Source organism: Paenibacillus taichungensis, from assembly GCF_050994985.1.
Lineage (GTDB): Bacteria > Bacillota > Bacilli > Paenibacillales > Paenibacillaceae > Paenibacillus > Paenibacillus taichungensis.
In genome coordinates this window covers 3,494,758-3,520,860 of record NZ_CP194720.1, presented here as the reverse complement: position 1 = coordinate 3,520,860, position 26,103 = coordinate 3,494,758, and the positions used below count along the sequence as shown (strand labels likewise).

At 47.5% G+C, this 26,103-nt stretch carries 26 protein-coding genes; 20 read left to right on the top strand and 6 right to left on the bottom strand.

The features are described 5' to 3' along the window. Window positions 1-10 precede the first annotated feature (10 nt). From ACR1R9_RS15645 to ACR1R9_RS15585, 13 genes are all read left to right on the top strand, one after another. Window positions 11-805 (top strand): TIGR00282 family metallophosphoesterase, encoded by a 795-nt coding sequence (locus ACR1R9_RS15645; RefSeq protein ID WP_024630289.1) that lies wholly within the window; start codon window positions 11-13, stop codon window positions 803-805. Window positions 806-922: 117 nt separating this feature from the next. After that, the gene (locus ACR1R9_RS15640) at window positions 923-1,183 is read left to right on the top strand and encodes a stage V sporulation protein S (RefSeq protein WP_019005392.1); all 261 of its coding nucleotides are present in this window, start codon (window positions 923-925) and stop codon (window positions 1,181-1,183) included. 93 nt (window positions 1,184-1,276) lie between these two features. Beyond that, window positions 1,277-2,263, top strand: a complete 987-nt coding sequence (locus tag ACR1R9_RS15635; RefSeq protein ID WP_433923212.1) for a dipeptidase — start codon at window positions 1,277-1,279, stop codon at window positions 2,261-2,263. A gap of 212 nt (window positions 2,264-2,475) precedes the next feature. Beyond that, window positions 2,476-3,048 (top strand): phosphate propanoyltransferase, encoded by a 573-nt coding sequence (pduL, locus tag ACR1R9_RS15630; protein ID WP_053783855.1) that lies wholly within the window; start codon window positions 2,476-2,478, stop codon window positions 3,046-3,048. A 306-nt stretch (window positions 3,049-3,354) separates the two neighbouring features. Next, window positions 3,355-4,911: a tRNA (N6-isopentenyl adenosine(37)-C2)-methylthiotransferase MiaB gene (gene miaB, locus ACR1R9_RS15625; RefSeq protein WP_076289547.1), complete on the top strand. Its 1,557-nt coding sequence runs from the start codon at window positions 3,355-3,357 to the stop codon at window positions 4,909-4,911. A gap of 302 nt (window positions 4,912-5,213) precedes the next feature. Beyond that, the gene (locus tag ACR1R9_RS15620; protein ID WP_373561674.1) at window positions 5,214-5,627 is read left to right on the top strand and encodes a RicAFT regulatory complex protein RicA family protein; all 414 of its coding nucleotides are present in this window, start codon (window positions 5,214-5,216) and stop codon (window positions 5,625-5,627) included. Window positions 5,628-5,873: 246 nt separating this feature from the next. Beyond that, window positions 5,874-6,299, top strand: a complete 426-nt coding sequence (locus ACR1R9_RS15615; protein WP_433923213.1) for a PaaI family thioesterase — start codon at window positions 5,874-5,876, stop codon at window positions 6,297-6,299. Between the two features lie 58 nt (window positions 6,300-6,357). Then, on the top strand, window positions 6,358-7,161 hold the full coding sequence (locus tag ACR1R9_RS15610; protein ID WP_062326181.1) for an NUDIX hydrolase: 804 nt from the start codon (window positions 6,358-6,360) through the stop codon (window positions 7,159-7,161). A 63-nt stretch (window positions 7,162-7,224) separates the two neighbouring features. Further along, window positions 7,225-7,794 carry a cysteine hydrolase family protein gene (locus tag ACR1R9_RS15605; RefSeq protein WP_433923214.1) on the top strand — a complete coding sequence of 190 codons (570 nt, stop codon included), beginning with the start codon at window positions 7,225-7,227 and terminating at the stop codon, window positions 7,792-7,794. 200 nt (window positions 7,795-7,994) lie between these two features. Then, on the top strand, window positions 7,995-9,449 hold the full coding sequence (locus tag ACR1R9_RS15600; protein ID WP_063566350.1) for a nicotinate phosphoribosyltransferase: 1,455 nt from the start codon (window positions 7,995-7,997) through the stop codon (window positions 9,447-9,449). Between the two features lie 314 nt (window positions 9,450-9,763). Continuing rightward, window positions 9,764-10,411 carry a hypothetical protein gene (locus tag ACR1R9_RS15595; protein WP_076289551.1) on the top strand — a complete coding sequence of 216 codons (648 nt, stop codon included), beginning with the start codon at window positions 9,764-9,766 and terminating at the stop codon, window positions 10,409-10,411. A gap of 99 nt (window positions 10,412-10,510) precedes the next feature. Next, the gene (locus ACR1R9_RS15590; RefSeq protein ID WP_433923215.1) at window positions 10,511-11,530 is read left to right on the top strand and encodes an acrylyl-CoA reductase family protein; all 1,020 of its coding nucleotides are present in this window, start codon (window positions 10,511-10,513) and stop codon (window positions 11,528-11,530) included. 74 nt (window positions 11,531-11,604) lie between these two features. Then, complete coding sequence (locus tag ACR1R9_RS15585; RefSeq protein ID WP_433956375.1) at window positions 11,605-12,159, top strand: hypothetical protein; 555 nt, start codon at window positions 11,605-11,607, stop codon at window positions 12,157-12,159. A 41-nt stretch (window positions 12,160-12,200) separates the two neighbouring features. Here the strand turns inward: ACR1R9_RS15585 and ACR1R9_RS15580 are convergent, their stop codons facing one another. Then, on the bottom strand, window positions 12,201-12,722 hold the full coding sequence (locus ACR1R9_RS15580) for a MogA/MoaB family molybdenum cofactor biosynthesis protein (protein ID WP_433923703.1): 522 nt from the start codon (window positions 12,720-12,722) through the stop codon (window positions 12,201-12,203). A gap of 166 nt (window positions 12,723-12,888) precedes the next feature. Here ACR1R9_RS15580 and ACR1R9_RS15575 point away from each other — a divergent pair, with 166 nt between their 5' ends. The 7 genes from ACR1R9_RS15575 to ACR1R9_RS15545 all read left to right on the top strand — a co-directional run bounded on the left by ACR1R9_RS15575 (window position 12,889) and on the right by ACR1R9_RS15545 (window position 19,848). Continuing rightward, window positions 12,889-14,028, top strand: a complete 1,140-nt coding sequence (locus tag ACR1R9_RS15575) for a GTP-binding protein (protein ID WP_433923217.1) — start codon at window positions 12,889-12,891, stop codon at window positions 14,026-14,028. A gap of 67 nt (window positions 14,029-14,095) precedes the next feature. After that, entirely contained in the window at window positions 14,096-14,431 is a 336-nt protein-coding gene (locus ACR1R9_RS15570; protein WP_076289555.1) for a four-helix bundle copper-binding protein, read from the top strand. A gap of 639 nt (window positions 14,432-15,070) precedes the next feature. Beyond that, on the top strand, window positions 15,071-16,810 hold the full coding sequence (argS, locus tag ACR1R9_RS15565) for an arginine--tRNA ligase (RefSeq protein WP_433923218.1): 1,740 nt from the start codon (window positions 15,071-15,073) through the stop codon (window positions 16,808-16,810). A gap of 4 nt (window positions 16,811-16,814) precedes the next feature. After that, window positions 16,815-17,858, top strand: a complete 1,044-nt coding sequence (locus tag ACR1R9_RS15560) for an ATP-binding cassette domain-containing protein (protein ID WP_433923219.1) — start codon at window positions 16,815-16,817, stop codon at window positions 17,856-17,858. After that, the gene (locus tag ACR1R9_RS15555; RefSeq protein WP_433923220.1) at window positions 17,855-18,565 is read left to right on the top strand and encodes a hypothetical protein; all 711 of its coding nucleotides are present in this window, start codon (window positions 17,855-17,857) and stop codon (window positions 18,563-18,565) included. The genes ACR1R9_RS15560 and ACR1R9_RS15555 overlap by 4 nt, the downstream gene beginning before the upstream one ends. Before the next feature lie 102 nt (window positions 18,566-18,667). Then, complete coding sequence (locus ACR1R9_RS15550) at window positions 18,668-19,219, top strand: hypothetical protein (RefSeq protein ID WP_076289559.1); 552 nt, start codon at window positions 18,668-18,670, stop codon at window positions 19,217-19,219. After that, a complete protein-coding gene (locus ACR1R9_RS15545) occupies window positions 19,219-19,848 on the top strand; it encodes a YdcF family protein (protein ID WP_433923704.1) in 630 nt (209 codons plus the stop codon). The genes ACR1R9_RS15550 and ACR1R9_RS15545 overlap by 1 nt, the downstream gene beginning before the upstream one ends. 79 nt (window positions 19,849-19,927) lie before the next feature. On the opposite strand, the gene ACR1R9_RS15540 is transcribed toward ACR1R9_RS15545, so the two are convergent. The 5 genes from ACR1R9_RS15540 to ACR1R9_RS15520 all read right to left on the bottom strand — a co-directional run bounded on the left by ACR1R9_RS15540 (window position 19,928) and on the right by ACR1R9_RS15520 (window position 25,771). After that, window positions 19,928-20,101, bottom strand: coding sequence for a hypothetical protein (locus tag ACR1R9_RS15540; protein ID WP_167434745.1), 174 nt, complete (start codon window positions 20,099-20,101; stop codon window positions 19,928-19,930). Window positions 20,102-20,126: 25 nt separating this feature from the next. Beyond that, the gene (locus ACR1R9_RS15535) at window positions 20,127-20,891 is read right to left on the bottom strand and encodes a DUF4097 family beta strand repeat-containing protein (RefSeq protein ID WP_433923221.1); all 765 of its coding nucleotides are present in this window, start codon (window positions 20,889-20,891) and stop codon (window positions 20,127-20,129) included. Between the two features lie 20 nt (window positions 20,892-20,911). After that, entirely contained in the window at window positions 20,912-21,595 is a 684-nt protein-coding gene (locus tag ACR1R9_RS15530; protein WP_076289562.1) for a TetR/AcrR family transcriptional regulator, read from the bottom strand. A 327-nt stretch (window positions 21,596-21,922) separates the two neighbouring features. Beyond that, complete coding sequence (locus ACR1R9_RS15525; RefSeq protein WP_076289563.1) at window positions 21,923-24,013, bottom strand: ABC transporter ATP-binding protein; 2,091 nt, start codon at window positions 24,011-24,013, stop codon at window positions 21,923-21,925. Between the two features lie 12 nt (window positions 24,014-24,025). Next, a complete protein-coding gene (locus ACR1R9_RS15520) occupies window positions 24,026-25,771 on the bottom strand; it encodes an ABC transporter ATP-binding protein (protein WP_076289564.1) in 1,746 nt (581 codons plus the stop codon). Between the last annotated feature and the right edge of the window lie 332 nt (window positions 25,772-26,103).

The window sequence follows — 26,103 nt, the reverse complement described above, 5'->3', positions numbered from 1 at the left end:
AGGCAGTAAAATGAAAGTTTTGTTTATTGGTGATATTGTGGGGAATGTGGGGCGTAAGGCACTGAAGGAAAACTTGCCCTACCTCAAAACGAAGTATAAGCCACATGTGGTCATTGTAAATGGGGAAAATGCAGCGGCAGGCCGGGGAATTACCGGGGCAATTGCGAATGAATTTTTCAACTGGGGTGTGCATGGCATCACCCTTGGTAACCATACCTGGGACAATAAGGATATATTTGATTTTATAGATGATGAGCCACGTATGATTCGTCCTGCGAACTTCCCTCCGGGAACGCCAGGCAGAGGGTACACGGTAGTCAAAGGAGAAGGCAAGGAGCTGGCGATTGTCAACCTGCAGGGCCGGACGTTCCTGCCTGCTCTGGATTGTCCATTCCGCGTTGCCGATGAGATTGTGGATGAACTGCGTCAAGACCATAAATGCATACTAGTCGATATGCATGCTGAAGCCACGTCAGAGAAGATTGCCATGGGCTGGCATCTGGATGGACGTGCATCGCTGGTCGTAGGTACACATACACATGTGCAGAGCAACGATGATCGTATTTTGCCTGGAGGAACAGCTTATTTAACGGACGCGGGTATGGTGGGGCCGCGTGACGGCATATTGGGCATGGAGCGTGAAGCGGTGCTTCGCAAGTTCTACACTCAGCTTCCGGTACGATTTGTTGTTGATGATGGCAAATGGCATTTCCACGGTGTATTTGTGGAGATTGATGAAGCCACAGGTGCTGCAACACGCATTGAGAAAATTCGTCTGATGGAGGACGAGTGGCGCATGGAATAGGGGTATTGTCCCATTTTGCAGGGAAACCCGTCTAAAAAGAAGGAATTTTTTTGCCTCCCGCGAATAACATCTAGTAAGTGGAAACAAACATTCAACATTCCCAGGGAGGTACTTACCATGGAAGTATTAAAAGTTTCAGCAAAGTCCAATCCCAATTCCGTAGCCGGCGCTCTTGCAGGTGTTCTTCGTGAACGTGGAAATGCTGAACTGCAGGCAATTGGAGCGGGAGCACTGAACCAAGCCATTAAAGCGGTAGCGATAGCCCGGGGATTTGTAGCACCAAGCGGAGTTGACTTGATTTGTATTCCAGCTTTTACAGACATTGTGATCGACGGCGAGGACCGAACGGCCATTAAGCTGATTGTGGAGCCCAGATAATACATGCGTTTATGCATTGAACCTGTTTACGAAGTAGACAGGTTTTTTTGCGTTTTAATTCCATAACATAACCGTGTAGAAGGAGAGATTGTGATGCACAACTGGCGAGTAGCCGATTTTCATTGTGATGCTTTGAGTAAAATGCTGATGAACCCTAGCCATTCATTTGAAAATGCTTCACAGCTGGATGTGAATCTGGAACGTATGAGGGAAGGTAACATTGGTTTACAGGCCTTTGCAATCTATTTGCCCGAAGTGCTTGGCAGAGGCAAGTTTGAACATGTGATGGGACAGTTGGACATCTACCGCAAGCGAGTGGAGATAACCAAAGAACGAACTGAAGGCACACATACATTATTATGGCGAGAACAGCTTACGCAGATCGGGCAGACGGACAGACCATGGGGGCTACTCACACTTGAGGGTGTAGATGGACTGGAAGGCAATCTCTTTTATCTGGAGTTATGTTATCAAATGGGTGTACGGATCGTTGGGCTTACCTGGAACTATGCCAATTGGGCAGCTGATGGTGTACTAGAGAAGCGTGGAGCGGGACTTACGGAGAAGGGCAGGGAGCTGGTTCAACTGTGTAACCAAATCGGCATGCTGCTGGATGTTTCGCATCTGACCGAAAAAGGCTTTTGGGAACTTGCTGACCTTAGTGAACGTCCTTTTATCGCTTCGCATTCCAACAGTTATGCCATCTGCCCGCATGTGCGTAATTTGAAGGATGATCAGATTCGAGCTATTATTGCCCGGGAAGGGCGCATCGGACTGACGTTTGTGCCGTGGTTTGTGAAGCAAGAAGGCGAAGTATGTATTGAGGATCTATTGCCTCATATTGAGCGGATATGTTCCCTGGGTGGGGAGCATCATCTGATGATGGGGTCTGATTTTGACGGAATTGCTACGTATATCCATGAGCTTGAACATACCGGGCAGTATCCAAAGCTGATAAATACGCTGCTCAAGCACTACGACGAATCAATCGTTCGAGGTTGGATGTGGGGCAATGCGATGAGTTATTTAGGAGAAAACTTGCCGGAGAAAAATTTGAAGATGGAACATGGGAAATCATGATACTGTTGGCCATCTGAATAAAACGAACTGAAAGAAAAAGTCGTACATCTTAGACGGATTTACCAAATGTTAGGCATTAATGATTGCAAAATAAGTGTATTTCATGAATTTTCAGCAGTTCGTTTTCATTTCACCTCAAAAAGGGGTATAATACCATAGGATTGTTAAGAGCCTGGCTACAGGCCATAGATAAACAAGGAGTGAAATTCACAATGAGCAAAACAGTACCTGTGGGCGTGTCTGCCCGTCACATTCATGTATCTCAAGAGCACGTTGAAATTTTGTTTGGTAAAGGCTACGAATTGACTGAGTTTAAACCTCTGTCCCAACCAGGACAATATGCTGCTAACGAAACCGTAGCGGTTATTGGTTCAAAAGGACAGTTTGATAAAGTGCGTATCCTTGGACCTGTTCGTCCGGAAACGCAACTGGAAATCTCAATGACAGACTCTTTCGCTATTGGTGTTAAGGCACCTGTACGTGAATCCGGAAGCATCGAAGGTACTCCAGGTATCACAATTAAAGGACCTGCTGGCGAAGTTACAATCGATAAAGGTGTTATCGTTGCTGCTCGTCACATCCACTTCCATACTTCTGATGCTGCTAAATGGGGTATTGAGGACAAACAATTGCTGAAAGTTCGTCTGGGTGGAGATCGTGGTCTGGTACTGGAAAATGTACTGGCTCGTGTATCGGATTCCTTTGCACTGGACATGCATATTGATACGGATGAAGCTAATGCAGCTGGCGCTCGTAACGGCGATACTGCTGAAATCATCGACTAATCACATGGAACCAATCTTCAGCCGTGATCCTGGCGGTTTGAATGAACGTATAAACCTGAGTATATCCACAGCGTCGCTACATTCGACCTGAGGATAGCTCAGGTTTTTGTGTTTTCGGGCTGTTTAGCACACCGGCGGGATTTCGAATGAGGCGAAGAGGCAGCGGCTTTGGATGTGGAACTACAGCCCAATTCATGTTATAATTTGCTGTAATGCTCTTTTGATGTATAAAGCGTGCAAATCACGTGAAACAAGATGAAATAACGATTTTTTATTAATAGAGGCTGTAAGGAGTGACCGAAGGAAATGGCTAAAGACTCAAAAAAGGATTACTCCCAATATTTTGATTTCTCCGATGCCAAAGTAATTTCGCAAGATGAATTCAGCAAAAAGATAAGAATCCGGGGCCGGGAGATTAACATCAAGTCGGAACCCAATCATCGTCAGGAGAAACAACGGGGCAAGGAAGACGTCCAGGTGCTTTATGAAACGGCCGTACCCGATGAACTGAAAAACGTGGGGAAAGGCAAACACTATATCGTATATACGTACGGATGCCAGATGAACGAGCATGATTCGGAGACCATTAAAGGGTTACTTGAATCAATGGGGTATCAGGCTACCGAGGATCGCAAAGAGGCAGATATCATTCTGTTAAACACATGTGCGATTCGGGAAAATGCGGAAGATAAAGTGTTTGGTGAGCTGGGCCATCTGAAAACCTTGAAAACCGAACGTCCAGGCTTATTGCTGGGTGTGTGTGGTTGTATGTCGCAGGAAGAAGGCGTCGTGAACCGGATCATGCAGAAGCATGGCTTTGTGGATATGATTTTTGGTACACACAACGTGCATCGGCTGCCACATCTGATTCAGGAAGCACTGTTCAGTAAAGAAATGGTTGTTGAGGTATGGTCCAAGGAAGGCGACATCATTGAGAACCTACCGAAAAAACGTGAGGGCATGCGCGGCTGGGTGAACATTATGTATGGTTGCGACAAGTTCTGTACATATTGTATCGTCCCGTTCACACGGGGAAAAGAGCGCAGTCGACGTCCGGAAGATGTCATTGCTGAAGTTCGCGAACTGGCAAGACAAGGCTTCAAGGAAATCACGCTCCTCGGCCAGAACGTCAATGCTTATGGCAAGGATTTTACGGATCTGAAATACAGTTTCGGTGACCTGATGGATGATATCCGCAAAATCGATATTCCACGGGTTCGGTTTACAACCAGTCATCCACGTGACTTCGATGATCATCTGATTGAGGTGCTTGCGAAGGGCGGGAACCTGGTGGAACATATCCATCTGCCTGTGCAGTCTGGCAGCACGGAAGTGCTGAAACGTATGAGCCGCAAGTACAGTCGGGAACACTACCTGAAGCTTGCTGACAAAATTAAAACTGCAATTCCAGATGTCGTGTTAACCACTGATATTATCGTAGGTTTTCCGGGGGAGACGGAAGAACAGTTCGAAGATACGCTGTCACTCGTCAAGGAAGTTGGCTATGACTTTGCTTATACATTTATCTACTCTCCGCGCGAAGGTACACCTGCTGCAGTGATGGAGGATAACGTGCCTATGGACGTGAAGAAGGAACGTTTGAAACGTTTGAACGAGACGATCAACGCATACAGCCATAGCAGCAATGAAAAGCAGCGCGGCAAGGTTGTTGAGGTGCTGGTCGAAGGTGAGAGCAAACGGAATTCCAATGTTCTGGCAGGACGTACACGCAGCAACAAGCTGGTGCACTTTGAAGGACCTAAAGAATTGATCGGTACTTTTGTACATGTAGAAATCACCGATCCAATGACTTTCTATATTCGGGGTAACCTGCTCACAGAGCCAGTAGCCGCCAATCAGTAATACACAAACCTAATAAGATGAAATTCTTTTTGCACTTGGCGGGTTACGGCCTAGCGTAGCGAAGGTGACGGAATCGATTCTGTAGAAGCGAAGCGTTCGCCTTTGTCTCCAAATTTTAACCACGGACTATTACAATCAGAAAATTTGGAGACAACAGCGATCGAAAGAACGATCCGAAACCGTAGCGGTCACTCGAGCAGTCACTAAGCTTAGTGCAACATCGAGTAGTTCATCTTATATCATCTCATAGAATGGAGCGATTTCGAGTGGCGCAGGAAGAAGTGCAGTACAACCATTATGGAATGCCTACCTACGATACGCGCAATCTGGTCATACGCGACGACATTATGGGAAAAGCCAAAGAATTGGCTGATATGCTTGGAACGAGCGAAGAAGTTAAACAGTTCCAACAGGCTGAGTCCAAAATTCGTGATCATGAACGCATCCAGCAATTGATTGCAACGATTAAGAAGAAACAAAAGGAAATTGTTGCTTTTGAAAGCTTCAAAAATGCAGACATGGTCAGCAAAATTGAACAGGAAATTGAAGATCTGCAGGCAGAGTTGGACGGCATTCCACTCGTTACAGAATTCCAGCAAAGTCAAAGCGATATCAATTATTTGCTGCAGCTTGTTATTTCTGTAATCCGGGATACCGTCTCCGAGAAAGTGAATGTGGAGGCAGGTACGGATTCACCTCCGACTAGCTGCGGGTAAGTGAACGGAAGGGTGCGGACGCAGTCCGCGCCTTTTTTGATCATCTCAGACTCCACGTGGTGGGGTTATTTTGTGTGGTGGGCTTGATCAAGACAACTTCACTGGATAAGACCTGTTCCGTAAGAGCAGGCTTAATATAATAACCAAGCACTTTAGATCAACTACGAAAAGAATCAATGCTGGTAAAATCATCAACAACATACATCATGGGCTTTATACTTAAAGTGCACTAAAGGGGAAATCAATATGGGTATTTTGGACAAAATGGTTGCAGAAGGAAACGGAAGATTTTGGGGCTTCCTCGGTTGTCAGTTTATTAAAGGTGACGGAGAAGAAGTACAGATCGCGCTGACAGCGGGTGAACACCACACTAACTCTATGGGGATTATTCATGGTGGAGTGCTGACGTCTCTGATGGATCAGGCGATGGGCATGGTAGCTACAGCCGCAATGGCAGTAGACAGTTGTGTGACCACCAATCTGAATGTTCATTTCTTGGCACCCATGAAACAAGGGGAATTAATCGTGACATCAACGATCCTGCATCAAGCGGGGCGCAGTGTGACGGCGCAATCCGAGGTCCGGGATGCATCTGGCACGTTGGGGTGTATGGCAACAGCTACATTCCGTATAGCGCGAGTAAAAGCGCAGAACACGGAATCCCGAGGTTGACAAAAGATATTATTATGTCATAATGAAAATATCAAAATGAGAATAGTCGGTGGTGCCCATGAGCGAAAACTACGAACAATTCAATGCTGAAAGCGATGAACAGGCAGCACGTGCCTATAGTTCCAAGAAATATCGTACACCCGATGGTGTTCCCGCGGATATCGTTATGTTCACCTTGACCAAGCGGGAGCGTAAGACGGTAACCAAGACACTTCCCATCCGGGAGTTGAAGGTCATGCTGATCAAACGCAAAGGATGGCCTTTTGCGGGAAGATGGGCGTTGCCAGGTGGATTTTGCCAGGAAAATGAATCCATCTATGGTGCTGCAAAGCGCGAGTTGATGGAAGAGACAGGTGTGGACGGCGGACATCTGGAGTATTTGAATGTATATAGTCAGCCTGGGCGTGACCCCAGAGGATGGATTATCTCACATGCGTTTTTTGCGCTGGTAGAGGAATGGATGCTGGAGCACCGTCAGGCGGCAGATGATGCTGAGGATGTTGGATTATTTACGATTCAGGAAGCTTTGCAAGAACTCGAGCTTGCCTTTGATCACCGGACGATTATAGAAGATGCGTACCGGCGTATTCAACAGCAAATGCTGGAAACGACGATTGCACGACAGTTCCTGCCTCGGGATTTTACACTAAGCGAGTTATACCAAGTGATTCAGAGTGTTGTACCTGACTTTGAAGAACCGAATTTTATTCGGAAGATCACTTCAACTCGCAGCCGCAAAGGCATTGTGGAAGAGGTTCGGGATGAAGAGGGCAACCTGCTAAGCTCCAATCAATACTCACAGCGTCCAGCGCAGCTATACCGTTTTACCGAGCTTGTACCTCGGCTTTCCATCTATACTTAATTCGTAAGGGAATCATGATGGATTGAATCAGGATCAACCTATTCTCAAAAGGGAGTGTGGACGATGAAAGCACTGATTGTAATCGATTTTACACGTGATTTTGTGACAGGTTCGTTGCCTGTTGGCCAGCCTGCTGTGGAGATTGAGGAGACGATTGCTGCTATAACCCAGGCTTATTGCAATAACAAGCATGAGGTTGTTATGGCTGTGGACTTACATGAAGAGAATGATCCTTACCATCCGGAAACGGCTCTTTTTCCGCCCCATAACATCAGGGGTACGGAGGGAAGACAACTTTACGGTCGTCTGGCTCAGGTTATGGAAGAACGGGAATCCCAGATTCACTGGATGGATAAAACAAGATACAGCGCATTCTGCGGTACAGATCTGGAACTGCGGCTGCGTGAACGTGGAATAACAGACATTGCACTGATCGGTGTATGTACAGATATTTGCGTACTGCACACAGCAGTGGATGCTTATAATAAAGGTTTTCACATAACGGTATATGAAGACGCCGTGGCGAGCTTCAATCAAGCAGGACATGATTGGGCGCTTGGACATTTTCGTGCAAGCCTTGGGGCTCAGGTGGTCAAAGCGAGCGATACCGTTCTCGCAGGCTTGAACCTATAAACGAACCTGTGATCCATCATATTCTGTTGGTTGAACAAGTGTTATGTTACAGGGGAATATGGTGAATAGGAATAAACCGGAGACTTATGCAATGGTACGTAACCATAATCATGAATCATGTGCAATAAGTCTCCACATGTTGACCCGTGTAAGCAGGCAGAGCCTGCCGGCACAAGCGGAAGTCAGAGAGGATGAGACAAATGCAGACGACTAGCCTGGCTTTACATACGGATAAATATCAAATCAATATGATGTACGCCCATTGGGTGAATGGAACTCACAAACGGAAAGCGGTGTTTGAAGCCTATTTCCGCAAGCTTCCTTTTGGCAATGGATATGCCGTTTTTGCCGGCTTGGAACGTATTGTGAATTATATCAGCCAGCTTCGTTTTACGATGGAGGACATCAAATATTTATCCAAACAAGAGGAAAATTACGATCCGGTCTTTCTGGAAGAGTTGCTCCAGTTTTCATTTCAGGGGACGATTCATTCCATGAAGGAAGGCGCGCTTGTTTTCCCTGATGAACCGCTCATTCGGGTAGAAGGCTCCATTATGGAGACACAACTGGTGGAGACGGCGATACTTAACTTCATGAATTATCAGACGTTAATTGCAACCAAGGCTTCCCGGATCAAACAGGTGGCAAGTCAGGACACTCTGCTCGAATTCGGAACACGGCGTGCACAGGAAGCGGATGCGGCCATTTGGGGGGCGCGTGCCTCTTATGTAGCAGGATTCCATGCAACGTCTAATATGCTGGCTGGAGAACGCTTTGGAATTCCGACAGCAGGGACACATGCCCATTCTTGGGTGCAGAGTTTTATGAGTGAGCAGGAGGCGTTTGACGTCTATGCCAAGGTGCTACCAGATCAAGTGACACTACTGGTGGATACCTTTGATACATTGAACAGTGGTGTTCCTCATGCAATTAAGACCGCCAAGAAGCTGGAGAGCCAAGGCAAAAAGATGAACGCCATTCGTCTGGATAGCGGGGACCTTGCGTATCTATCTATTCAAGCTCGGCAGATGCTGGATGACGCCGGACTGGATTACGTGAAGATTGTAGCTTCCAACGACTTGGATGAAAATACGATTTTCAACCTTAAGGCGCAAGGAGCTCGCATCGATACATGGGGAGTAGGTACACAGCTAATTACCGCTTCTGACCAGCCTTCTTTGGGTGGCGTGTACAAATTGGTGGAGCGCGAAGTGGATGGTGCCATGCTGCCTACGATCAAAATTTCAGCGAATCCCGAAAAAGTCTCCACACCAGGTAAAAAAGAAGTCTTCCGGATCATTGATCCGAAACATGGCAAGGCGATTGCAGATTATATCTGCTATCCAGGAGAAGAGCAGCCGCTACAGGGGGGGCCGCTCAAGCTGTTCAACCCGCTACACCCTTATCTGAAAAAGACGGTAACCCGCTACGAAGCAGTGAACATGCTGGAACCGATCTTTGTGAATGGGCGCAAAGTGTATGAATTGCCTACCCTGGATGAGATTCGCAGTTATCACCGTGAGCAGATGGATCTCTTCTGGCCGGAATATCTGCGTAAACTCAATCCTGAGATTTACCGCGTAAATATCAGTCCTGCGGCCTGGAATATGAAGCAGAAGCTCATTGCTGAACACGTGCAATCCACCGAAGAATAAATCAAATAAAGGGGCATAACCGGAAGCAAGTAGGCCGGGTTATGCCTTTTTGGTTTCCTTTTTACTGCTAATTGTCCCACATGACGAATGACTGTGTGTGAAATATCATGGACGGACATTCCATGAACTGAGGTATACTGTACCTTCAAAGGACACAGGTTCATAAGGGAAATAAACCAATTATTTCTCGGGAAAGCGCAGGAGACGTCAAATGCTGCATCTTTCCGAGCCTGCCTTTCGACAGGATCCGTTTCAGTGGCTGTTTCAATTGCACATTAGCCGGGGATGAATGAAAGAGGAGGTGCAACGCAACCATGAGATGGATTTTGGCACTGACCTGGCTGGCCTTCATTGCGTATGCCTGGATTTGGGCACCTGGGCAGCCTCTTGGGAGTGACCCTGTGTTTAAAGAGCTGGTTACACTGCAAAGCAAGGAACCCTGGCTACTAACCGTATTTTCGTGGCTTGGGATTTTTCCGGCCATTTTTGCTTGCCTGCTGTTAAGGAGGTCAGGGAAAGCGAGAGGATCTCGTGTACCTGCTTGGCCCTTTGTATTGCTGTCTTTTGGATTGGGAGCCTTTGCGCTGCTGCCTTATTTTGCGTGGTTCTCGCAAACACACAGAGGTTCGGGGTACGAACAACTGTCTTTTGCCAGGCAGCGTGAATCAGGTATCGGACGTGTGGCAGCTCATAAGCTGACCCATATGGTTCTTTTGCTGCTTACACTGGGAACAGGCTTCTATGCAGTGACTCAAGGTAATCCTGATGTATATATGGAAGCGTTCAGAGAGTCTTCCTTTGTACATATTATGACGATTGATTTCGTCATCCTGACTTTGCTTTCCGTGATCGCATTGTTCAGGGATGCTTCTCTCAATCGTCGTTCTTGTGGGTGGGCCGTTGCAGGGTTGATCCCATTGATAGGCCCTCTCATTTATTTAATGACAGCCCGGAGAGATTGAGTTTGACGGAGGCCGCCCTTATACTTGTTTAACTGAAGGCGAATAATTCATGATATGAATAGAAAAATATGTAAATCTTAATTAAGGAGAGGGTAACGAATGAAGAATACTTTTCCAGCCTATGTCGTGCGTAAAGAAGAACAGGGCGGCGTGAAGGCGGCTATGGAGCAGTTGACGAAAGAAGACTTGCCTAATGGTGACGTAACCCTACAGGTTCAATACTCAAGCGTCAATTTTAAAGATGGACTCGCCACAACAGAAAAGGGCGGTGTGGTTCGTGAATATCCGATCGTACCGGGAATTGATCTCGCAGGGATTGTAGAGGAATCCGTGAGTGGCCGATTTGCACCGGGGGATCGGGTGATCAGCACAGGCTTCGAGCCAGGCGTGTCTCATTTTGGAGGGTATAGTCAATATGCGCGTCTGCGCAGCGAATGGCTTGTTCCTCTGCCGCATGGACTGAGTGAGAAGGAAGCGATGGCGATTGGAACGGCAGGGTTCACGGCAGCACTTTCGGTAGATGCTTTGTTGCGGGCTGGAGTGACTCCGGAGATGGGCAATATTCTGGTGACGGGAGCTACCGGAGGAGTAGGCAGTATGGCGGTGGCTATTTTGTCGAAGTTGGGATTTGAAGTGACAGCAAGTACAGGCAAAAAAGATCAACAGGAGCAGTTGCTTCGGAATCTGGGTGCCTCACATGTCATTTCACGCGAAGAAGCGGACGCGCCAGCCAAAGGAGCAATGGGCAAACAGCTCTGGTCAGGTGTAATTGATCCTGCAGCAGGTCCGGCACTGGCCGAGCGTCTGAAACAGATTCAATACGGAGGGGCTGTTGCCGTATCAGGCTTAACCGGAGGGGCTGCGTTCGAGTCCACCGTATTTCCGTTTATTTTGCGGGGGATTCAATTGATTGGGATTGATTCAGTCTATTGCCCGATGGAACGGCGGGAACGAATATGGAAGCTGCTTGGGGGAGAATGGAAGCCGGATCGGGCGCTGGAGTTGGGGATTCAGGAAATCTCATGGGCACAACTGCCTCAGACACTGGAAACGATCCTCAAGGGCGGTGCTGTAGGCCGTACTGTAGTGAATACGATGTCCGATACGCCTGCCGAATAAGATTCTTTTCTCCTAGACATGCTAACTCTACCTGAGAGCGTCACCGTGCATGTGGCGGGAAAGGAAGGATGAGTATGCGTGTTAACGGAAAAGGATTGCATTATAGATCTGGACGTGTAAAGTCTATGCTGGTCAGTATGGTCGTGGTGCTATGTACAATATCGGTAGTAGCGTGTTCAGCATCGAATGTTGAGCAGGAACGAAAAATATATACCCGACAAGCGACGGATGAAGGAATTGTTCGGGCAAAGAGTCAAGGTCACGGGTTAAATGGTCCATTAATTCAGGAGCTGGATGAAGCTTTTGCTGCAAAAGGCATAAAGTTGATGAATAATATGTCTGCGGATGATGGTGAGGACGGCATATCTTACATGTACTTGCTGAATGGAAGTGGCAGACATATTGTAAAAGTCCACATTTTCAGTGATGCCCCTACAAGAGTAGCCCGGATGAACGAAATGTACGGTAATGATGGCAATGAGGCTGTGATGGAAAATGTACTTGGCAAAACAACGATTCGCAGCAAAGACTACGTGTCACTGGTCTATACGGCTTCAGGTGGAGAAAAGGACGATTATGAAGAAGACGTTATGCAAGTATTCCAGCATGTGCTTGAGCAACTGAAGTAATCGACTCCACTAAAATAAATCCGATAAACCCGTCTGATTATTCAGACGGGTTTATATATTTCACGCATGACATGCCTCAGCTCAGGCAAAATGAGTTTTTCCATTGCCAGTTTGACAGCTCCCTTGGAACCTGGCATGGAGAATACGGCTGTACGCCCAATCGTTCCGGCTATCGCTCGGCTTAGAATGGCAGCAGAACCGATATCCTCGGTATAGCTGAGGAAGCGGAAGATTTCTCCAAACCCCGGCAGCTCCTTATCGAGTAGTGAAGACACTGCCTCGTATGTTGTATCTCGGGGTGCAATTCCGGTCCCTCCGCTGAGCAGCACCGCTTCGATATCGTCACGAACGGCTGCATCCTGCAGGATGCTTCGAATGGTTTCAGTTTCATCCGGTGTAATGATATATTCGACGATCTGGTAGCCTGAATCGGTCAGCAGCTTATGCATAAGTTGTCCGCTTGTATCAGTGTCCTTCGTGCGGGTATCTGATACGGTTACAATCATACATGATACCGTGTCAGGGGCTTCCTGACGATGTTGTTCTACTGAATTGGTCATAATACATCCTCCTCCAATCAACATGTTCTCATAGCATAGACCATTCAGTAGAATGAGGCAATGGACTTGCAAATAGAAGGCCAGGATTGCGCAAAGATTGCAGGATAGTGTACACTCGCTAGGATAGAGATAGATCAGTTCCATTGGAGAAATAGAGAGGTGAACAACGATGAGTGAATTAAAAACAAATGAATCATCCATACCTGTATATATATTGTCAGGCTTCTTGGGCAGTGGTAAAACGACACTGCTTGTTCAACTGATTGAACATTGGCAGCAACAAGGTCTCCGGCCCGCCGTGGTCATGAATGAATTGGGTGAAGTCAATCTGGATGGTCAGATTGTGGATGCTTCCGTGCCCATGACGGAAATGTTGGGAGGATGCATTTGCTGTACCGTACGCGGTGACTTGGGGCTGCAGCTTGCTGATCTTGTGCAGGAGGAATCGCCTGATGTCATTATCATCGAAGCAACGGGAGCAGCAAACCCGATGGAGATTCTGGATGCAGTAACGGAAACATCCCTCTATATGCGACTGGAATTGAGAAGCCTGATTACTGTAGTAGATGCTGCGCATCTGTCAGGGCTGTACCAGGAGCAGAAGGGACAAACCTTCAAGCTGATGCAGGAGCAGATTCGCTGTGCGTCTGTACTTCTCCTGAACAAAACGGACCGGGTGAATCAGCAGCAGCTTGCAGATCTGCAGGATCTGTTGGCACGCTGGAACGGTTTCGCTCCGGTACTGCCTACGGTGAAGTGTAAAGTCGATATGGATGTGCTGCTTCGTAGTGGAGACAATGTGCATGCCTATCAATCTGTTGAGGAAACGAGTAAACACGCGGAGAAGCAACATCACGTGCATTCCGAGGCTTGCGCAGAGCATGGATGCAGCCATGATTATGGACATGAACATCATGAGCATGTGGATCATGATCACGAAGAACATCAACATTCTCAGGGGAATGACCATGAACATCCTCATGATCACAACCATAGACATAATCATCCCCATGCTTCGCATGAGCATGTCATGGTATATACACACTATTTCACCCAGCCGGTGAACAGTGAGGCCTTCGAGCGTTTGATAGCTGAGTTACCACGCGATGTGTATCGGGCAAAAGGGATTTTATCCTTTAGCGATACGTCCAGCCGGTTTTGGTTCCAATATGCTTACCGGGAATCGGATTATATGAAGATTACGCCTCAGGGGGATGTGCCTAACGTAGCTGTGTTTATAGGTGAACATTTCGATCAGTCGGTTATTCGCAACCAATTGCTGGAATTAGAGGCAGCAAATCAGGTTTAATGATTCAAGGTTCCTCCAGACGGGGTATTAAGAAGCATAGCAAACTTAGTCTGGGAGGTAACTTTAAATGACACAACAACAATATCAACAATGTATCGATGCTTGCCTGGAGTGTATGAATGCTTGCAACGTATGTTACATATCGAGTCTGAAAGAATATGATCTGGCAATGCTGCGTGATTGCATTCGTTTGGATCGGGAATGTGCAGAAATCTGCAGTTTTGCTGCTCAAGCCATGACACGCGGAAGTGATTTCATCGCCGAAATTTGCGCACTGTGTGTGAAAGCATGTGAAGCTTGTGCTGCTGAGTGTGGCAAACATCAACATGATCACTGCCAGGCTTGCGCAGAAGCTTGCCGCAAATGTGCAGAGGCTTGCCGCATGATGGCCGCAGTAGCGTAAATATAACTCCATTGAATTAAATTGAATTGAAAAATAAAAAGCCTGGGCAATCTGCAAAGATGCTTGGCTAATCCCCTCACAAAAGAGAACGTAATAAGACATCCGATAAGATGTACTTCAACGTTTTCTGCTGGAGGGGATTTTTTATCGATACAGCATAGTAACGTCTTTCTCAACCAGATGGCGAGAACCTCTATCGCAAGCAGGCCCTCCATTGGGAAATGCACGTAACAGGTTGCCAAAACAGAGCTTGATCTGTATAATGATGGCAATGAATTGAAACGATGAATATCCGTGATCGGGAGAGTAGCCAGAATCCATGCATGACAGCGAGCCGGGGCAGGTGGAAGCCGGTATACATGACCTGAGTGAAGCGCACCCGTGAGATGGTTGTCCGAAGGCATGTTTACATCCTTGAGAGGGTGCAGAGCATGGACTAGAGGGCAATCCGGTAGGCGGCCGTTAATCGCACCGAGCGGAGCAGGCAGTGAATGCACTATGATGTACATTTACAACCTGCTCACCTAGAGTGGTACCGCGGGAACTGTGAAGATCAGCTCTCGTCTCTGATATAGAGATGAGGGCTTTTTTTGTTTTCTATAGTATGGCTAAATATGATAATGACTAGGAGTGTTCGACATGTTGATGAATCAGGCAGCAGCACAACTTGCTCCGTTAACGGGATTGAAGCAAGACGAGGTGTTGAGATTACTGGAGGTTCCACCACAGGCGGAGATGGGAGATGCAGCGTTTCCCTGCTTTATTCTGGCCAAGTCGTTGAAAAAAGCACCCGCGGTTATCGCCATGGATATCGCTGCTGAATTACAGACCGTTGGGCTGGATGCTTCAGCAGCAGGACCTTATGTGAATATACGCTTCAATCGGGAAGATTTGGCGCCGAAGTTGCTGCAAGAACTGGGACTTAAAACATTTGGCAAGCTGCAGCTGGGGGCAGGTGCACGCGTGGTGATCGACATGTCATCGCCTAACATTGCCAAGCCATTCGGAATTGGTCATCTGCGCTCCACCGTGATTGGGGCAGCATTGTATCGTTTATATAACGAGGCAGGCTATACTTCGGTCAGTGTGAATCATCTGGGGGATTGGGGAACACAATTCGGTAAACAGATTGCAGCCTACAAACGTTGGGGTAATGATGAAGCGCTACAGGCTGAGCCGATTCGTACATCTTTGGAGCTGTATGTGCGTTTTCACGATGAGGCGGAGAGCGATCCATCTCTGGAGATCGAGGCACGAAATTGGTTCCGCAAGCTGGAGCAAGGGGATGAAGAGGCACAGCGGTTGTGGACCTTTTTTGTAGAAGTGAGCATGAAAGAATTCAACCGGATGTATGAGCGTCTGAATGTACAGTTTGACCATACGCTGGGTGAGAGCTTTTATAACGACAAGATGGGTGCAATAGTTGAAGAACTGAAAGCCAAAGGATTGCTCGAAGAGAGCGAAGGCGCATTGGTGGTACGTTTGGAGGAGGAGAATATACCACCTTGCCTGATTATCAAAACCGATGGAACAACCATCTACCCAACACGGGATCTGGCAACAGCCGTTTATCGTCATGATGTGATGAAGGCGGATAAAATGCTGTATGTAGTCGGGGGGGAGCAGAAGCTTCATTTCCATCAGGTATTTGCGGTATTATCCCGGATGGGGTATGCGTGGTCTGAGATTTGTGAACATATTCCGTTTGGCTTGATGCGTTTCGAAGGACGGAAGATGTCTACCCGCCGGGGGAAAGTTGTCTTTTTGCAGGAGGTACTGGACGAGGCGGTCGCTCGGGCATTACAGATAATTCAGGAGAAAAATCCGGATCTGCCGAATTCGCAAGAGGTTGCGGAAGCGGTTGGTGTAGGTGCGATTGTATTCGGAGATCTGCGCAATAACCGGTTGAACGATGTCGATTTCTCGCTCGAAGATGCGGTGAGTTTTGAAGGGGAGACAGGACCTTATGTGCAATACACACATGCTCGGATTAACAGTGTGCTTGCGAAGGCAGTAGAGGCAGAAAGCGTGGAAAAAGAAAATCAATTAGAGAATGTTCGTAGCAGTAGTAGTAACAATGCTGGGGCAAACTCAGATAACAAGTCGGTCAGGGTCGGTGACACTTCATGGGGATTGCTGAAACTGCTGGCGGATTATCCGCAGTATCTGGAAAAAGCAATTCATCGTAACGAGCCTTCGATCATTGCCAAGTATGCGATAGATGTTGCCCAAGCGTTCAACCGCTTTTACCATGCGGAACGGATTGCGGATGCGCCGGCTGACGTCAAACCCTTCCGGGTGGCGTTAACAGAGCGTACGGCGGAGCGTCTTGCCTACAGCCTATATTTACTGGGCGTTCAGGCTCCTGAACGGATGTGATTCTATGGGATGGAGGACAAGTAGATTCTTCGATAAAGCAGGAAAAACAGCAGCAGGCTCAAACGGACGAATCATATCGCTACAACAGGTGAGCAAACGACTTGGGGATGTGCAGGTATTGAATGATATCAATCTGGAAGTAGGTCAGGGGGAGTGCATCGTCCTGGTAGGCAGGAATGGCTCAGGCAAAAGCACATTGCTGCGTGTGCTGGCAGGTATGTTACTGCCTGACTCAGGCTCGCTGTGCAAGTCCAGGCATGGGCGGATTATGTATGCACTGGATGGACTGTCACGCCTGCCCTTCACATCAAGAGAGTACCTGTGGGAAATGGGACGTATTCGTGGCATGCGACCTGAGGTATTGCGTCAACGGATAGGCGAATTAAGTGAGCTGTTATTCGTGGGCGCGGCGCTGGATCAGAACCTGCCTCAGTTATCCAAAGGTACTTTGCAGAAGGTGAATTTGATTCAGGCTTTGCTGCCTGGACCTGATGGGTTATTGCTGCTTGATGAACCATTGTCCGGTCTAGACGTTCCGGCACAGGAAGCAATTGTAGCTTTGCTCAGACAGTGGAAACAGGAAGGAAGCCAGATTGTTACAGCTTGCCATGAGCCATTGCTAATTGAACGTCTCGCGGATCAGGTCATCGTGTTACAGAAGGGAACGGTGCTGCGTCGCTGGAGCCAGGAAGATTTGCAGCAAGCAGCTGAACCCACTGTAAGTATTCAAAGTGTGATGGAAGGGCTGGAACAATCCGTTATCGATGCGCTGCTTGTTGAACAACCAGGAATTATTACATGCCATCGCAGCATGGTTCATCAGAACTATGGTCGAGAAGTGTGGGATTGGAAGGTGTCACGCAGTTCGGCAGATCGGATTCTTGGAATGATTCTGGCAACTGGCGGTTCCATTGTGTCTGTACAGCCGGAAGAGAGCCGATTAAATATGGAAGGGTTGATGGAGGGGCGGCACCCAGGTGAGGCTATAAGCAGGGAAGTTGCTGAGAACCTTTCCTCCATATCTACGGCAGGAGGCGACCTCCAATGATCTACTTGACTCGTTATTTGTTAAAACATTACATACGTTCACAGAAATATGTTGCGCCGGTGATCTTTTATATCATTACGATGCTGCTTATCTATTCCTACAAACCTAATCCGGTTGCGGACAGTTACAGCGTTACGGCCATGCTGCTCTTTTTTGGTGCGGCCTGGCTGGGCTTGACGGTAATGAATACGGAACCTGCGGGGCAGTATCAATTGCTTGTTCTGCATGCAGGAAGCAAACGCAAGGTTGTCTTCGCACAATTAATTTGTGCGTTGATCATGCAGTTCGGCCTGACTGCAATTACCGTGTTATATCCGGTTGTTACGGGCATGTTTGGAAGGATACCGAGTACTGGGGAGTGGATCATGGCTTGGGCCGGACATTTGGCGTTGTCGCTCCTGGGTCTGGGGCTCAGTGTGTTCTTCCAAAAATCATACATTCCCATGCTGAGCCGCAGCATGCCGCCTTTCATTGTGGTGATATTATTATCGTTTGTTCAAGGTTCATTAAGCGGACATTTGCCTGAATCCATACAGTGGGTTGTCAAGATTCTGCCTCCGGCCTTTTATCTGGTTCGTGAGATGATGTTATTTGAAGAATCGGAGTTGGGGGCTGTGGTTTTGACGACAGTGTGGGCTGTACTCTATGCCATAGTTCTACTTATCATTCATGTATGGTTATCGGGAAGAAGGGATATACGGAGTTAGAGGCTATTATCCCGCTTAACTTGAATGTTGGTCCATGTTTCGTTACCATAGAGGGACGTTAGAATGGAATGTATTGTACGGAGATAAAGGGGGCGCTCGCTTATGCAAAATTCAGACATGCAGCAGGGTGACATGCTGGACAGCGAACACTCCAGGGAATTGTTTGCATATTACGGATTGGCTGTATATTATGGACAGGCGCTTGAACAGCAACTGGTCAATCTGATTTTATTAATGAAAATGTCCCAGGGCAAAGTTGTTTCCGAAGAAGATCTGGAAGATCTGTACGAACGGAAGATGAGCAGTTCACTCGGGCAACTCATTCATGAGGTGCGTCATCATTTTACTTTTTCGGAGGAAGAGACTCGTCAGTTGAATGAACTATGGAAGCAGCGTAATAGCATTGTACATCACTATTTCAAGGAACGAATTCATGAGACATTCAGTCCTGAAGGACGATCACGCATGATCAAGGAGCTGGAAGATTTCAAAGACCGTGCACAGGAACTGGAGATTAGTCTTCAGCAGTACACAGGTGCCTGGATTGCAGAGCTGGGGTTGGATGCTGAATCCGCGGCGGCGCTGCAGACACTCGAACGTATGCATGCAGAGAGCATGCACGCCCGGGCACTGGAAGAGGATGAATCATTGTGATGGAAGGCAAGTCCCGGATACGTAAAATAAAAAGCAGACGCTGGCTTGTAATATCCATTACATTGCTCGTGTTGCTTGGGGTTATATGGACGTTAACTACGGCCTCGCTCATCTGGACCTACACCGATGAGGAATCATCCAGACAAAGTGATGTGGCTATAATCCTCGGTGCAGCCGTAGAAGGGGATAACCCTTCACCCGTATTTCGCGAACGTATTGAGCATGCCATTTTATTATATCGCCAGGGGACGATCAGCCATCTGCTCTTTACTGGTGGTTCTGGCAGTGCAGGAGAACGAGCCGAAGCCGAAGTAGGACGAGATTATGCTGTTGCACATGGTGTAGATCCTGCAGATATTCAAATGGAAACAGAGTCAAGAATTACGGAGGAGAATCTGGTGAACTCGCTTAGCGTTGGGAAACAGGCGGGGTTTCACACCTACACCATTGTAAGTGACCCGCTGCACATGAAACGGGCGATGAAGCTCGCTAGTGGACTCGGTATGGATGCTGTTCCGTCCCCAACACGAACGACGGCTTACCAGACCTGGCGCAGCCAATTTCCTTTTCTGGCAAGAGAAACGATATTATATATGGGATATACGGTCAAAGAATGGATAGATGGATAGATGGATAGACAATCCGCAGCAGCACGGAAAGTGACTGGTCTGCGCGATTGTCTTTTTTGCACATGGTGATGAGGCGTTTCTAAGTTCCGGGATAATTAATCGCTGCACTAACCAGTGCGGCTACCCCGAAACCGATGAACCACCAAGGCCAGCGCCGATGATTGCTTTTGCGTATACCGATGAACAAACTGATGATCCCCGCAAGTAATACCACGGTAGCCAAGCTGCTGCCAACGATCCAGCCAATGCTCATATGTTTACCTCCTCTATATGGAATGTTAAGAAAAGCTCCCTATGGAGAGCTTCCCACCTCTGACCTCTGCTTGGAATGGATAAGTACCGTTACGATACGTATGTTGATTATGATTGGATTGAAGCGGGAGATCACTTCTGAATCGGCCCCCGGCTTGCTTGAAGTCTAACTTGAATCCTTCGTTATCTGCTGGGATTCGCACTTCAACGTTACAACCTGTGGAGCGACTATCCAGAGATTGAAGCATCGTTGAGGAGTGAATGGTGAGTTGGCTGCCTGTCACTTTGGATTGAATATGGGTGAACTGGCCGGATAACTGAACAGGTGAAGAAGTAGCTTGCAGTTGCATATGTTCTGCATGGAGGTCTGTTGATGTAACCCGACTGCCCACTGATCGTAGGCGGATATGCTGGGCATGGCCAGTTAAGGTGAGCTTGCCGGATGTACAGTCACAATCCCATTGTTCGGAAGAAACGTTATCTACAAGAAAGTGGGAACCAACTCCGTTGATCGATAGCCTTTTCAATGCCGCAGGCGGCAGTATAATGTGGAGCGATGTGCGATGGAAGTTAATGCCCAGCGGAAAAGCTTGTTTTCGTCCATCGATCAGATATAATAAACCGTGGCTGACGGTAGCTTCAAAATATCTAGTTTTTGGAAAACGAGCGGAGCCCCATTGAATAACACGGATAACCGCTTCTGTGCCCTGGCTAATATGCACTTCGCCTTGCATCCATTCCAGAGAAAGGGCCAGAAGGGGTTCTTCAGACAACCATTCTTTGCAAATCATATGATTAGGTTTCAAAATGGTTATCCCTCATTTCTGTCATCGTCTTCATCCAGAATAGGATAAGCATCCATCGCAGCATGTTGGTCTAGAATACGTTTAATTAGTGATTCACTCACAATATCGGCACCAAGCATGTTCATCAACCGCTGTAAAAAATAAAGACGTTGCTTTGTTTCGCTTGAATTGCGGCCGAACAGTGTTGGATTAATCCATATATTGACCAGCATCATGAATACTTCTGCACAAGCTTCGGGATCTTCGGTTTGAATAGATCCATCTGTAATGCCTTCACGCAAAATCGCTGCAATCACCGGGGCATCAATCCGCACAGCCTGTTGAATCCCTCGTACAATGAACACTGGATTTTTGATCTGGGTTCGAAGTACGTGATCCAGGGAATGGGCCTGTTGATCAGAAACGACATACTCCAAAATCTGAATTAACTTCTCTCGTGCTGGTGTGGTCGTTGTATTTGTAACTAATTGATCCAGCATCTGAGCGGAATAGTTGAACTGTTGTTCCATGACCGCGTCCAGTATTTCCTCTTTGGATCTAAAGTGATGGTACACAGCACCCTTGGACATGCCGAGGGTAACAATGATGTCCTGAATACTCGTTTTTTCAAATCCTTTATCTGTGAACAACTGCGCAGCGACGTTCAGAATCTGTTGTACCGTCTGTTCAGGGTGCTTGTTTCTGGCCATAATAACCTCCTTATATTTTAGATACCGACCGTTGGTATGTATAATACAGAGAGATGTTTCCATTGTCAATAAGAGGAAATCAGAAGGAGTGATACACGTAGGAAGTTTATATGGATCAAATCTGAGATAATTGAGAAAAGGTAAGATCAAGAAAAAATAAATAAGAGCGGAGAAAAGTGAAGTGGGACCAGAAAAGTAGATAGAGCAACCAACCTTCTTTCGTATTTTGGGTCATGGACGAAATAAAACCGATATGCCTACAGACCAAGAGGTCCGCGGGCATATCGGTTATTTGTTGAAGTATATCTGCATTTATTCCCGGTTTACTTACACGCCGCCTCCAGCAAAGGAGGAAGTGGTTCGAATGGCCTCGCCTATTGGGTTGTTTCCATTCGTATCCGGTGCTGTTTGAGCACCTTGCTGTAGCTGATACATCTGATAATAGCGACCTTTAAGTTCCATCAATTCATCATGTGCACCTTGTTCAACGATCCGTCCGCGATGCAGGACCAGAATCTGGTCTGCTGAACGAATGGTGGACAGACGGTGGGCGATGATGAAAGTGGTCCGTCCCTTTTTGAGGACTTCGAGCGCATTTTGAATTAATGCTTCCGTTTCGGTATCAATATTCGCCGTAGCTTCATCGAGAATCAGGATGGCTGGATCGAATGCCAGTGCACGAGCAAAGGAGATCAATTGCCGTTGTCCGGCAGATAATGTGCTTCCTTTTTCGATAACCGGCTCGTCGAATCCTTGCGGTAGATGGGCGAGAATTCGCTCAGCACCTACATCGCGCAGCGCCTGTTCAATCTGTGCACGAGTAATCTGTTCATCTCCGAGACTGACATTGGAAGCCACGGTACCCGTGAACAGGTACGGGTCTTGCAGTACAATGCCCATATGTTCGCGAATCCACTGTTTAGGCAGATCCTTCACGTTCTGACCGTCAATCGTGATCTTGCCCTTCTGTGGATCATAGAACCGGAACAGCAGGTTGATGATCGAGCTTTTACCGGAACCGGTATGGCCCACCAGGGCAACCGTTTGACCTTGCGAGGCTTTGAACGAGATGTTGTTTAGCACATAATCTTTTTTATAGGCAAAAGATACATCGTCAAACACAACATTTCCTTTGTACCTCGGCATCGAGCCATCGGTTACCGGTTCACCTTTCTCATCCATCAGTTCAAATACACGTCCGGCGGATACCATAGAGGAGTCCAGGTTTGCGAGTTGGTTCACCATACCTGTAATTGGCTGGAACAAACGTCCGAGAACGTCAACGAATGCATACAGTACACCAAGCGAGATGATACTCGTGCCGTCCAGCACACTAGAGCCGAAGTACCACAGGACAACGGCAAAAGCCATATTCCGCAGGACGTTAACCAGGTTGTGTGAGGTGAAAGCGTTCAGGTTGAGCATTTTGTTCTGGTGTTTCATATAATCATCATTCAGATCCTCGAATTCCTGCTTGGTCTGTTTCTGATGACGGAATACCCGGATAATGGACATCCCCTGAATGGACTCGTTAATAATCGCATTAATTTCACTCAGACGTGAACGAATGATCGTGTTGTACCGAGTTGCGATTTTACGATAAAGCACAATCCACAGAACCAGCATCGGCACAACGAACAGCGAGATCAATCCGAGGCGGAAATCCAGCAGGAAGAGCGCAACGTACACTCCAGTAATCGTAATGATGCCAGAGAAAAAGTTCGACAGAACGGCAACGAACAGATCCTTGACGGCTTCGGTATCGTTGGTGACCCGGGAGACCACTTTGCCTGCGGGCAGGTTGTCGAAAAAATGTACGGGCAATCGCTGGATGTGTGCATACACATCGTTACGGAGTCTTTGAATGACTTTGTTGGCAGATGATTGTAACCAGTATGTTTTACCAAACTCCATAATGACTGAGATGACAAGGAAGATCATGTAATACACAATCAGCTGATAGATGCTTGGCATTTCCGGTTTGTAAAAGGCAAAGAGTTCACCAGCGGATAAAGGCACCGCCGCATATTGACCCGTCACTTCGCCTGCGCGTGTAACCGTCAGTGTTCCGTCCGCGTATGTTCGATCCCCATCGGGGGCACTAACGGGTTCATTTACAAAATAAAAACTTCTACCGGCTTGCAGTACGCGTACTTCGGTACCTTTCGTTTCTTCCGGTTCAAACCGGCCTTCACGTTTGTAGTTCTTTCCATTGTAGACCGCTGCTTCGCTAGAAGCAGTAGTCTCATAGAAAGGCTGCTCAATAGCAAGCAAATGATTGTCGATCATGGACTTGGCGATGAAAGGGCCGGCAAGCTCGGCGGCAACTCCAATCGTAAGCATAATTAAAGCGGCAATAAACGTGCCTTTGGCTTTTAGGGCATATTGAAGCAGCCGTTTGCCTGTATTAGACTTCAAAGCGTTAACCTCCTACGTGGACAAATTAGACTCCACCTGCTGCCGTTCATACTGTTCACGGTACCAGCCGTTCATAGCAAGCAGTTCCTGATGGGTTCCTTCTTCCGTTATTTTCCCGTGCTCCAGTACGATGATTCGGTCTGCGTGTTCAATAGCGGACAGGCGGTGAGTCGAGATCAGCGTAGTTTTGCCCGAGCGTTTGTTGCGTATATTTTCGATAATTTTAGCTTCGGTTCTTGCATCGACGGCGGATAAAGCATCATCCAAAATCAAAATGTCTGGATCGGCGATAAAGGCACGCGCCAGCGATACACGCTGTTTCTGTCCACCGGACAGCGCAATTCCTTTTTCACCAACGAGTGTGTCCAGACCATCGGATAAAGTGCCCAGATCTCCGTCAAAGGCTGCGGTGCGAATCGCTTCCATAATTACATTATCATCAGCACCAGGCTTACCGAATTGAATGTTCTGACGGACTGATTTGGAGAACAGCACCTGTTCCTGTGGAACATATCCAATCCAGCTGTGCAGGTCATCTTTGGCGATATCCTGAATCGGATGACCGGAGATGCTTAACTTACCCGATCCGGCCGGGTATTCATGAAGCAATTGTTTGAGCAGGGTGGATTTCCCGCTACCTGTACGTCCCACGATCCCCAGTGTCTGCCCGCGTCGAAGTGAAAAGCTGACATGACTTAGATTGTCTACAGTAGAACTAGGATAACGGAAGGTAACATCCTGCATGGCGATTTCTTCAGGATTAGTAATATGAGCAGGCTGCTCAACATCTTTCACGGCAGGTTCTACAGATAGCGTCTCGTTAACACGATCTAGTGAGGCACTACCACGCTGCATCAGGTTAATCAATTCGCCAATCGCAAACATTGGCCAAATCATCATCCCCAGGTACATATTGAACGATACGAGATCCCCTAGGGTAATTTCATTATGGAAAACAAGATAAATACCGTAGGCAAGTGCAATCACATAACTGAGTCCGACACATAACCGGATGGTAGGTTCGAACAGTGCATCCATCTTGGCAACGGCCAGATTTTTGCGGTACACATCTTCAGTGACATCAGCGAACCTTTTCTCGTCCAGACGTTCCTGAACATAGGCACGCACAACTCGAATGCCGGCAATAGACTCAAGCACCTGATCGTTCATATCCCCGAATGCATCCTGTGCCAGTGTGTATCGTTGATGGACAGCTTTACCATAGATCATCATGGCGATGGCGATAAAAGGCAGAGGCAGAATTGCGGCCAGGGTCAGTTTCCAGCTAACCAGAAAACCCATGGCGAATAATACGGTTGCCAGAAAAGCAGTGGAGTCGGTTAACGTCAGCATGCCGAAGCCTGCTGTGGTAGCAATGGAACGAAGATCATTTGTGGCACGCGCCATCAGATCGCCGGTTCTGTTTTTCTCAAAAAAGGGCGGGGTCATTCGCAGCAAATGGTCCATAAAGCGTGATCGCAGCAAGCGTTCAACCAGATTGGCACCACCAAACAGTTTGTGCATCCATATGTACGTTGTCAAATAGATAATGATGACCGATCCTAGAATAAGTAAAATGTAACGTGTGAGTGAGGCGCCGGTGATGGAACCGCGTACAATCTCGTCAATGGCATTGCCCAGAAGACGAGGTGGCAGCAGTTCAATGATGCCCACCATAATAAGCAAGGTGACACCAATGAGGTATCGTTTGCGTTCCAGCCGGAAAAACCAGGCCAGATTTTTAAGTACAGAGAACAAGTGGTATCCCTTCCTTTCGAGTTCGTGAAATGCATGTTCCGTTCATGTTCAGCCATTTGAGCCCACAAAAAAAGACATACCGCACGCAGGCGGTATGTCTTGGGTATCATTCATACGGCAGCATGGCTCCGAGAGCAGAGCCACCACCGTAGATAAAGTTCGATTGTGAGAGTACAAAACAGCAAACCTGAGTAGAGGCTTCTGTGATGCGGTCTTATGAACGGAATAACGATTTCATGGGTGCTCCGGTATTTAGTTGTATGCTGAATTGATGTAGATCGTCATTGTTAAACACCGTAACCACCCTTTCTTTTTTGGTAATAAATTGCATG

Bases quoted from the DNA above. Each gene is read 5' to 3' on its own strand.
- ACR1R9_RS15645 (WP_024630289.1), top strand. From the start codon at position 11: ATGAAAGTTTTGTTTATTGGTGATATTGTGGGGAATGTGGGGCGTAAG.
- ACR1R9_RS15640 (WP_019005392.1), top strand. From the start codon at position 923: ATGGAAGTATTAAAAGTTTCAGCAAAGTCCAATCCCAATTCCGTAGCC.
- ACR1R9_RS15635 (WP_433923212.1), top strand. From the start codon at position 1,277: ATGCACAACTGGCGAGTAGCCGATTTTCATTGTGATGCTTTGAGTAAA.
- pduL (WP_053783855.1), top strand. From the start codon at position 2,476: ATGAGCAAAACAGTACCTGTGGGCGTGTCTGCCCGTCACATTCATGTA.
- miaB (WP_076289547.1), top strand. From the start codon at position 3,355: ATGGCTAAAGACTCAAAAAAGGATTACTCCCAATATTTTGATTTCTCC.
- ACR1R9_RS15620 (WP_373561674.1), top strand. From the start codon at position 5,214: ATGCCTACCTACGATACGCGCAATCTGGTCATACGCGACGACATTATG.
- ACR1R9_RS15615 (WP_433923213.1), top strand. From the start codon at position 5,874: ATGGGTATTTTGGACAAAATGGTTGCAGAAGGAAACGGAAGATTTTGG.
- ACR1R9_RS15610 (WP_062326181.1), top strand. From the start codon at position 6,358: ATGAGCGAAAACTACGAACAATTCAATGCTGAAAGCGATGAACAGGCA.
- ACR1R9_RS15605 (WP_433923214.1), top strand. From the start codon at position 7,225: ATGAAAGCACTGATTGTAATCGATTTTACACGTGATTTTGTGACAGGT.
- ACR1R9_RS15600 (WP_063566350.1), top strand. From the start codon at position 7,995: ATGCAGACGACTAGCCTGGCTTTACATACGGATAAATATCAAATCAAT.
- ACR1R9_RS15595 (WP_076289551.1), top strand. From the start codon at position 9,764: ATGAGATGGATTTTGGCACTGACCTGGCTGGCCTTCATTGCGTATGCC.
- ACR1R9_RS15590 (WP_433923215.1), top strand. From the start codon at position 10,511: ATGAAGAATACTTTTCCAGCCTATGTCGTGCGTAAAGAAGAACAGGGC.
- ACR1R9_RS15585 (WP_433956375.1), top strand. From the start codon at position 11,605: ATGCGTGTTAACGGAAAAGGATTGCATTATAGATCTGGACGTGTAAAG.
- ACR1R9_RS15575 (WP_433923217.1), top strand. From the start codon at position 12,889: ATGAGTGAATTAAAAACAAATGAATCATCCATACCTGTATATATATTG.
- ACR1R9_RS15570 (WP_076289555.1), top strand. From the start codon at position 14,096: ATGACACAACAACAATATCAACAATGTATCGATGCTTGCCTGGAGTGT.
- argS (WP_433923218.1), top strand. From the start codon at position 15,071: ATGTTGATGAATCAGGCAGCAGCACAACTTGCTCCGTTAACGGGATTG.
- ACR1R9_RS15560 (WP_433923219.1), top strand. From the start codon at position 16,815: ATGGGATGGAGGACAAGTAGATTCTTCGATAAAGCAGGAAAAACAGCA.
- ACR1R9_RS15555 (WP_433923220.1), top strand. From the start codon at position 17,855: ATGATCTACTTGACTCGTTATTTGTTAAAACATTACATACGTTCACAG.
- ACR1R9_RS15550 (WP_076289559.1), top strand. From the start codon at position 18,668: ATGCAAAATTCAGACATGCAGCAGGGTGACATGCTGGACAGCGAACAC.
- ACR1R9_RS15545 (WP_433923704.1), top strand. From the start codon at position 19,219: ATGGAAGGCAAGTCCCGGATACGTAAAATAAAAAGCAGACGCTGGCTT.
- ACR1R9_RS15540 (WP_167434745.1), bottom strand. From the start codon at position 20,101: ATGAGCATTGGCTGGATCGTTGGCAGCAGCTTGGCTACCGTGGTATTA.
- ACR1R9_RS15535 (WP_433923221.1), bottom strand. From the start codon at position 20,891: ATGATTTGCAAAGAATGGTTGTCTGAAGAACCCCTTCTGGCCCTTTCT.
- ACR1R9_RS15530 (WP_076289562.1), bottom strand. From the start codon at position 21,595: ATGGCCAGAAACAAGCACCCTGAACAGACGGTACAACAGATTCTGAAC.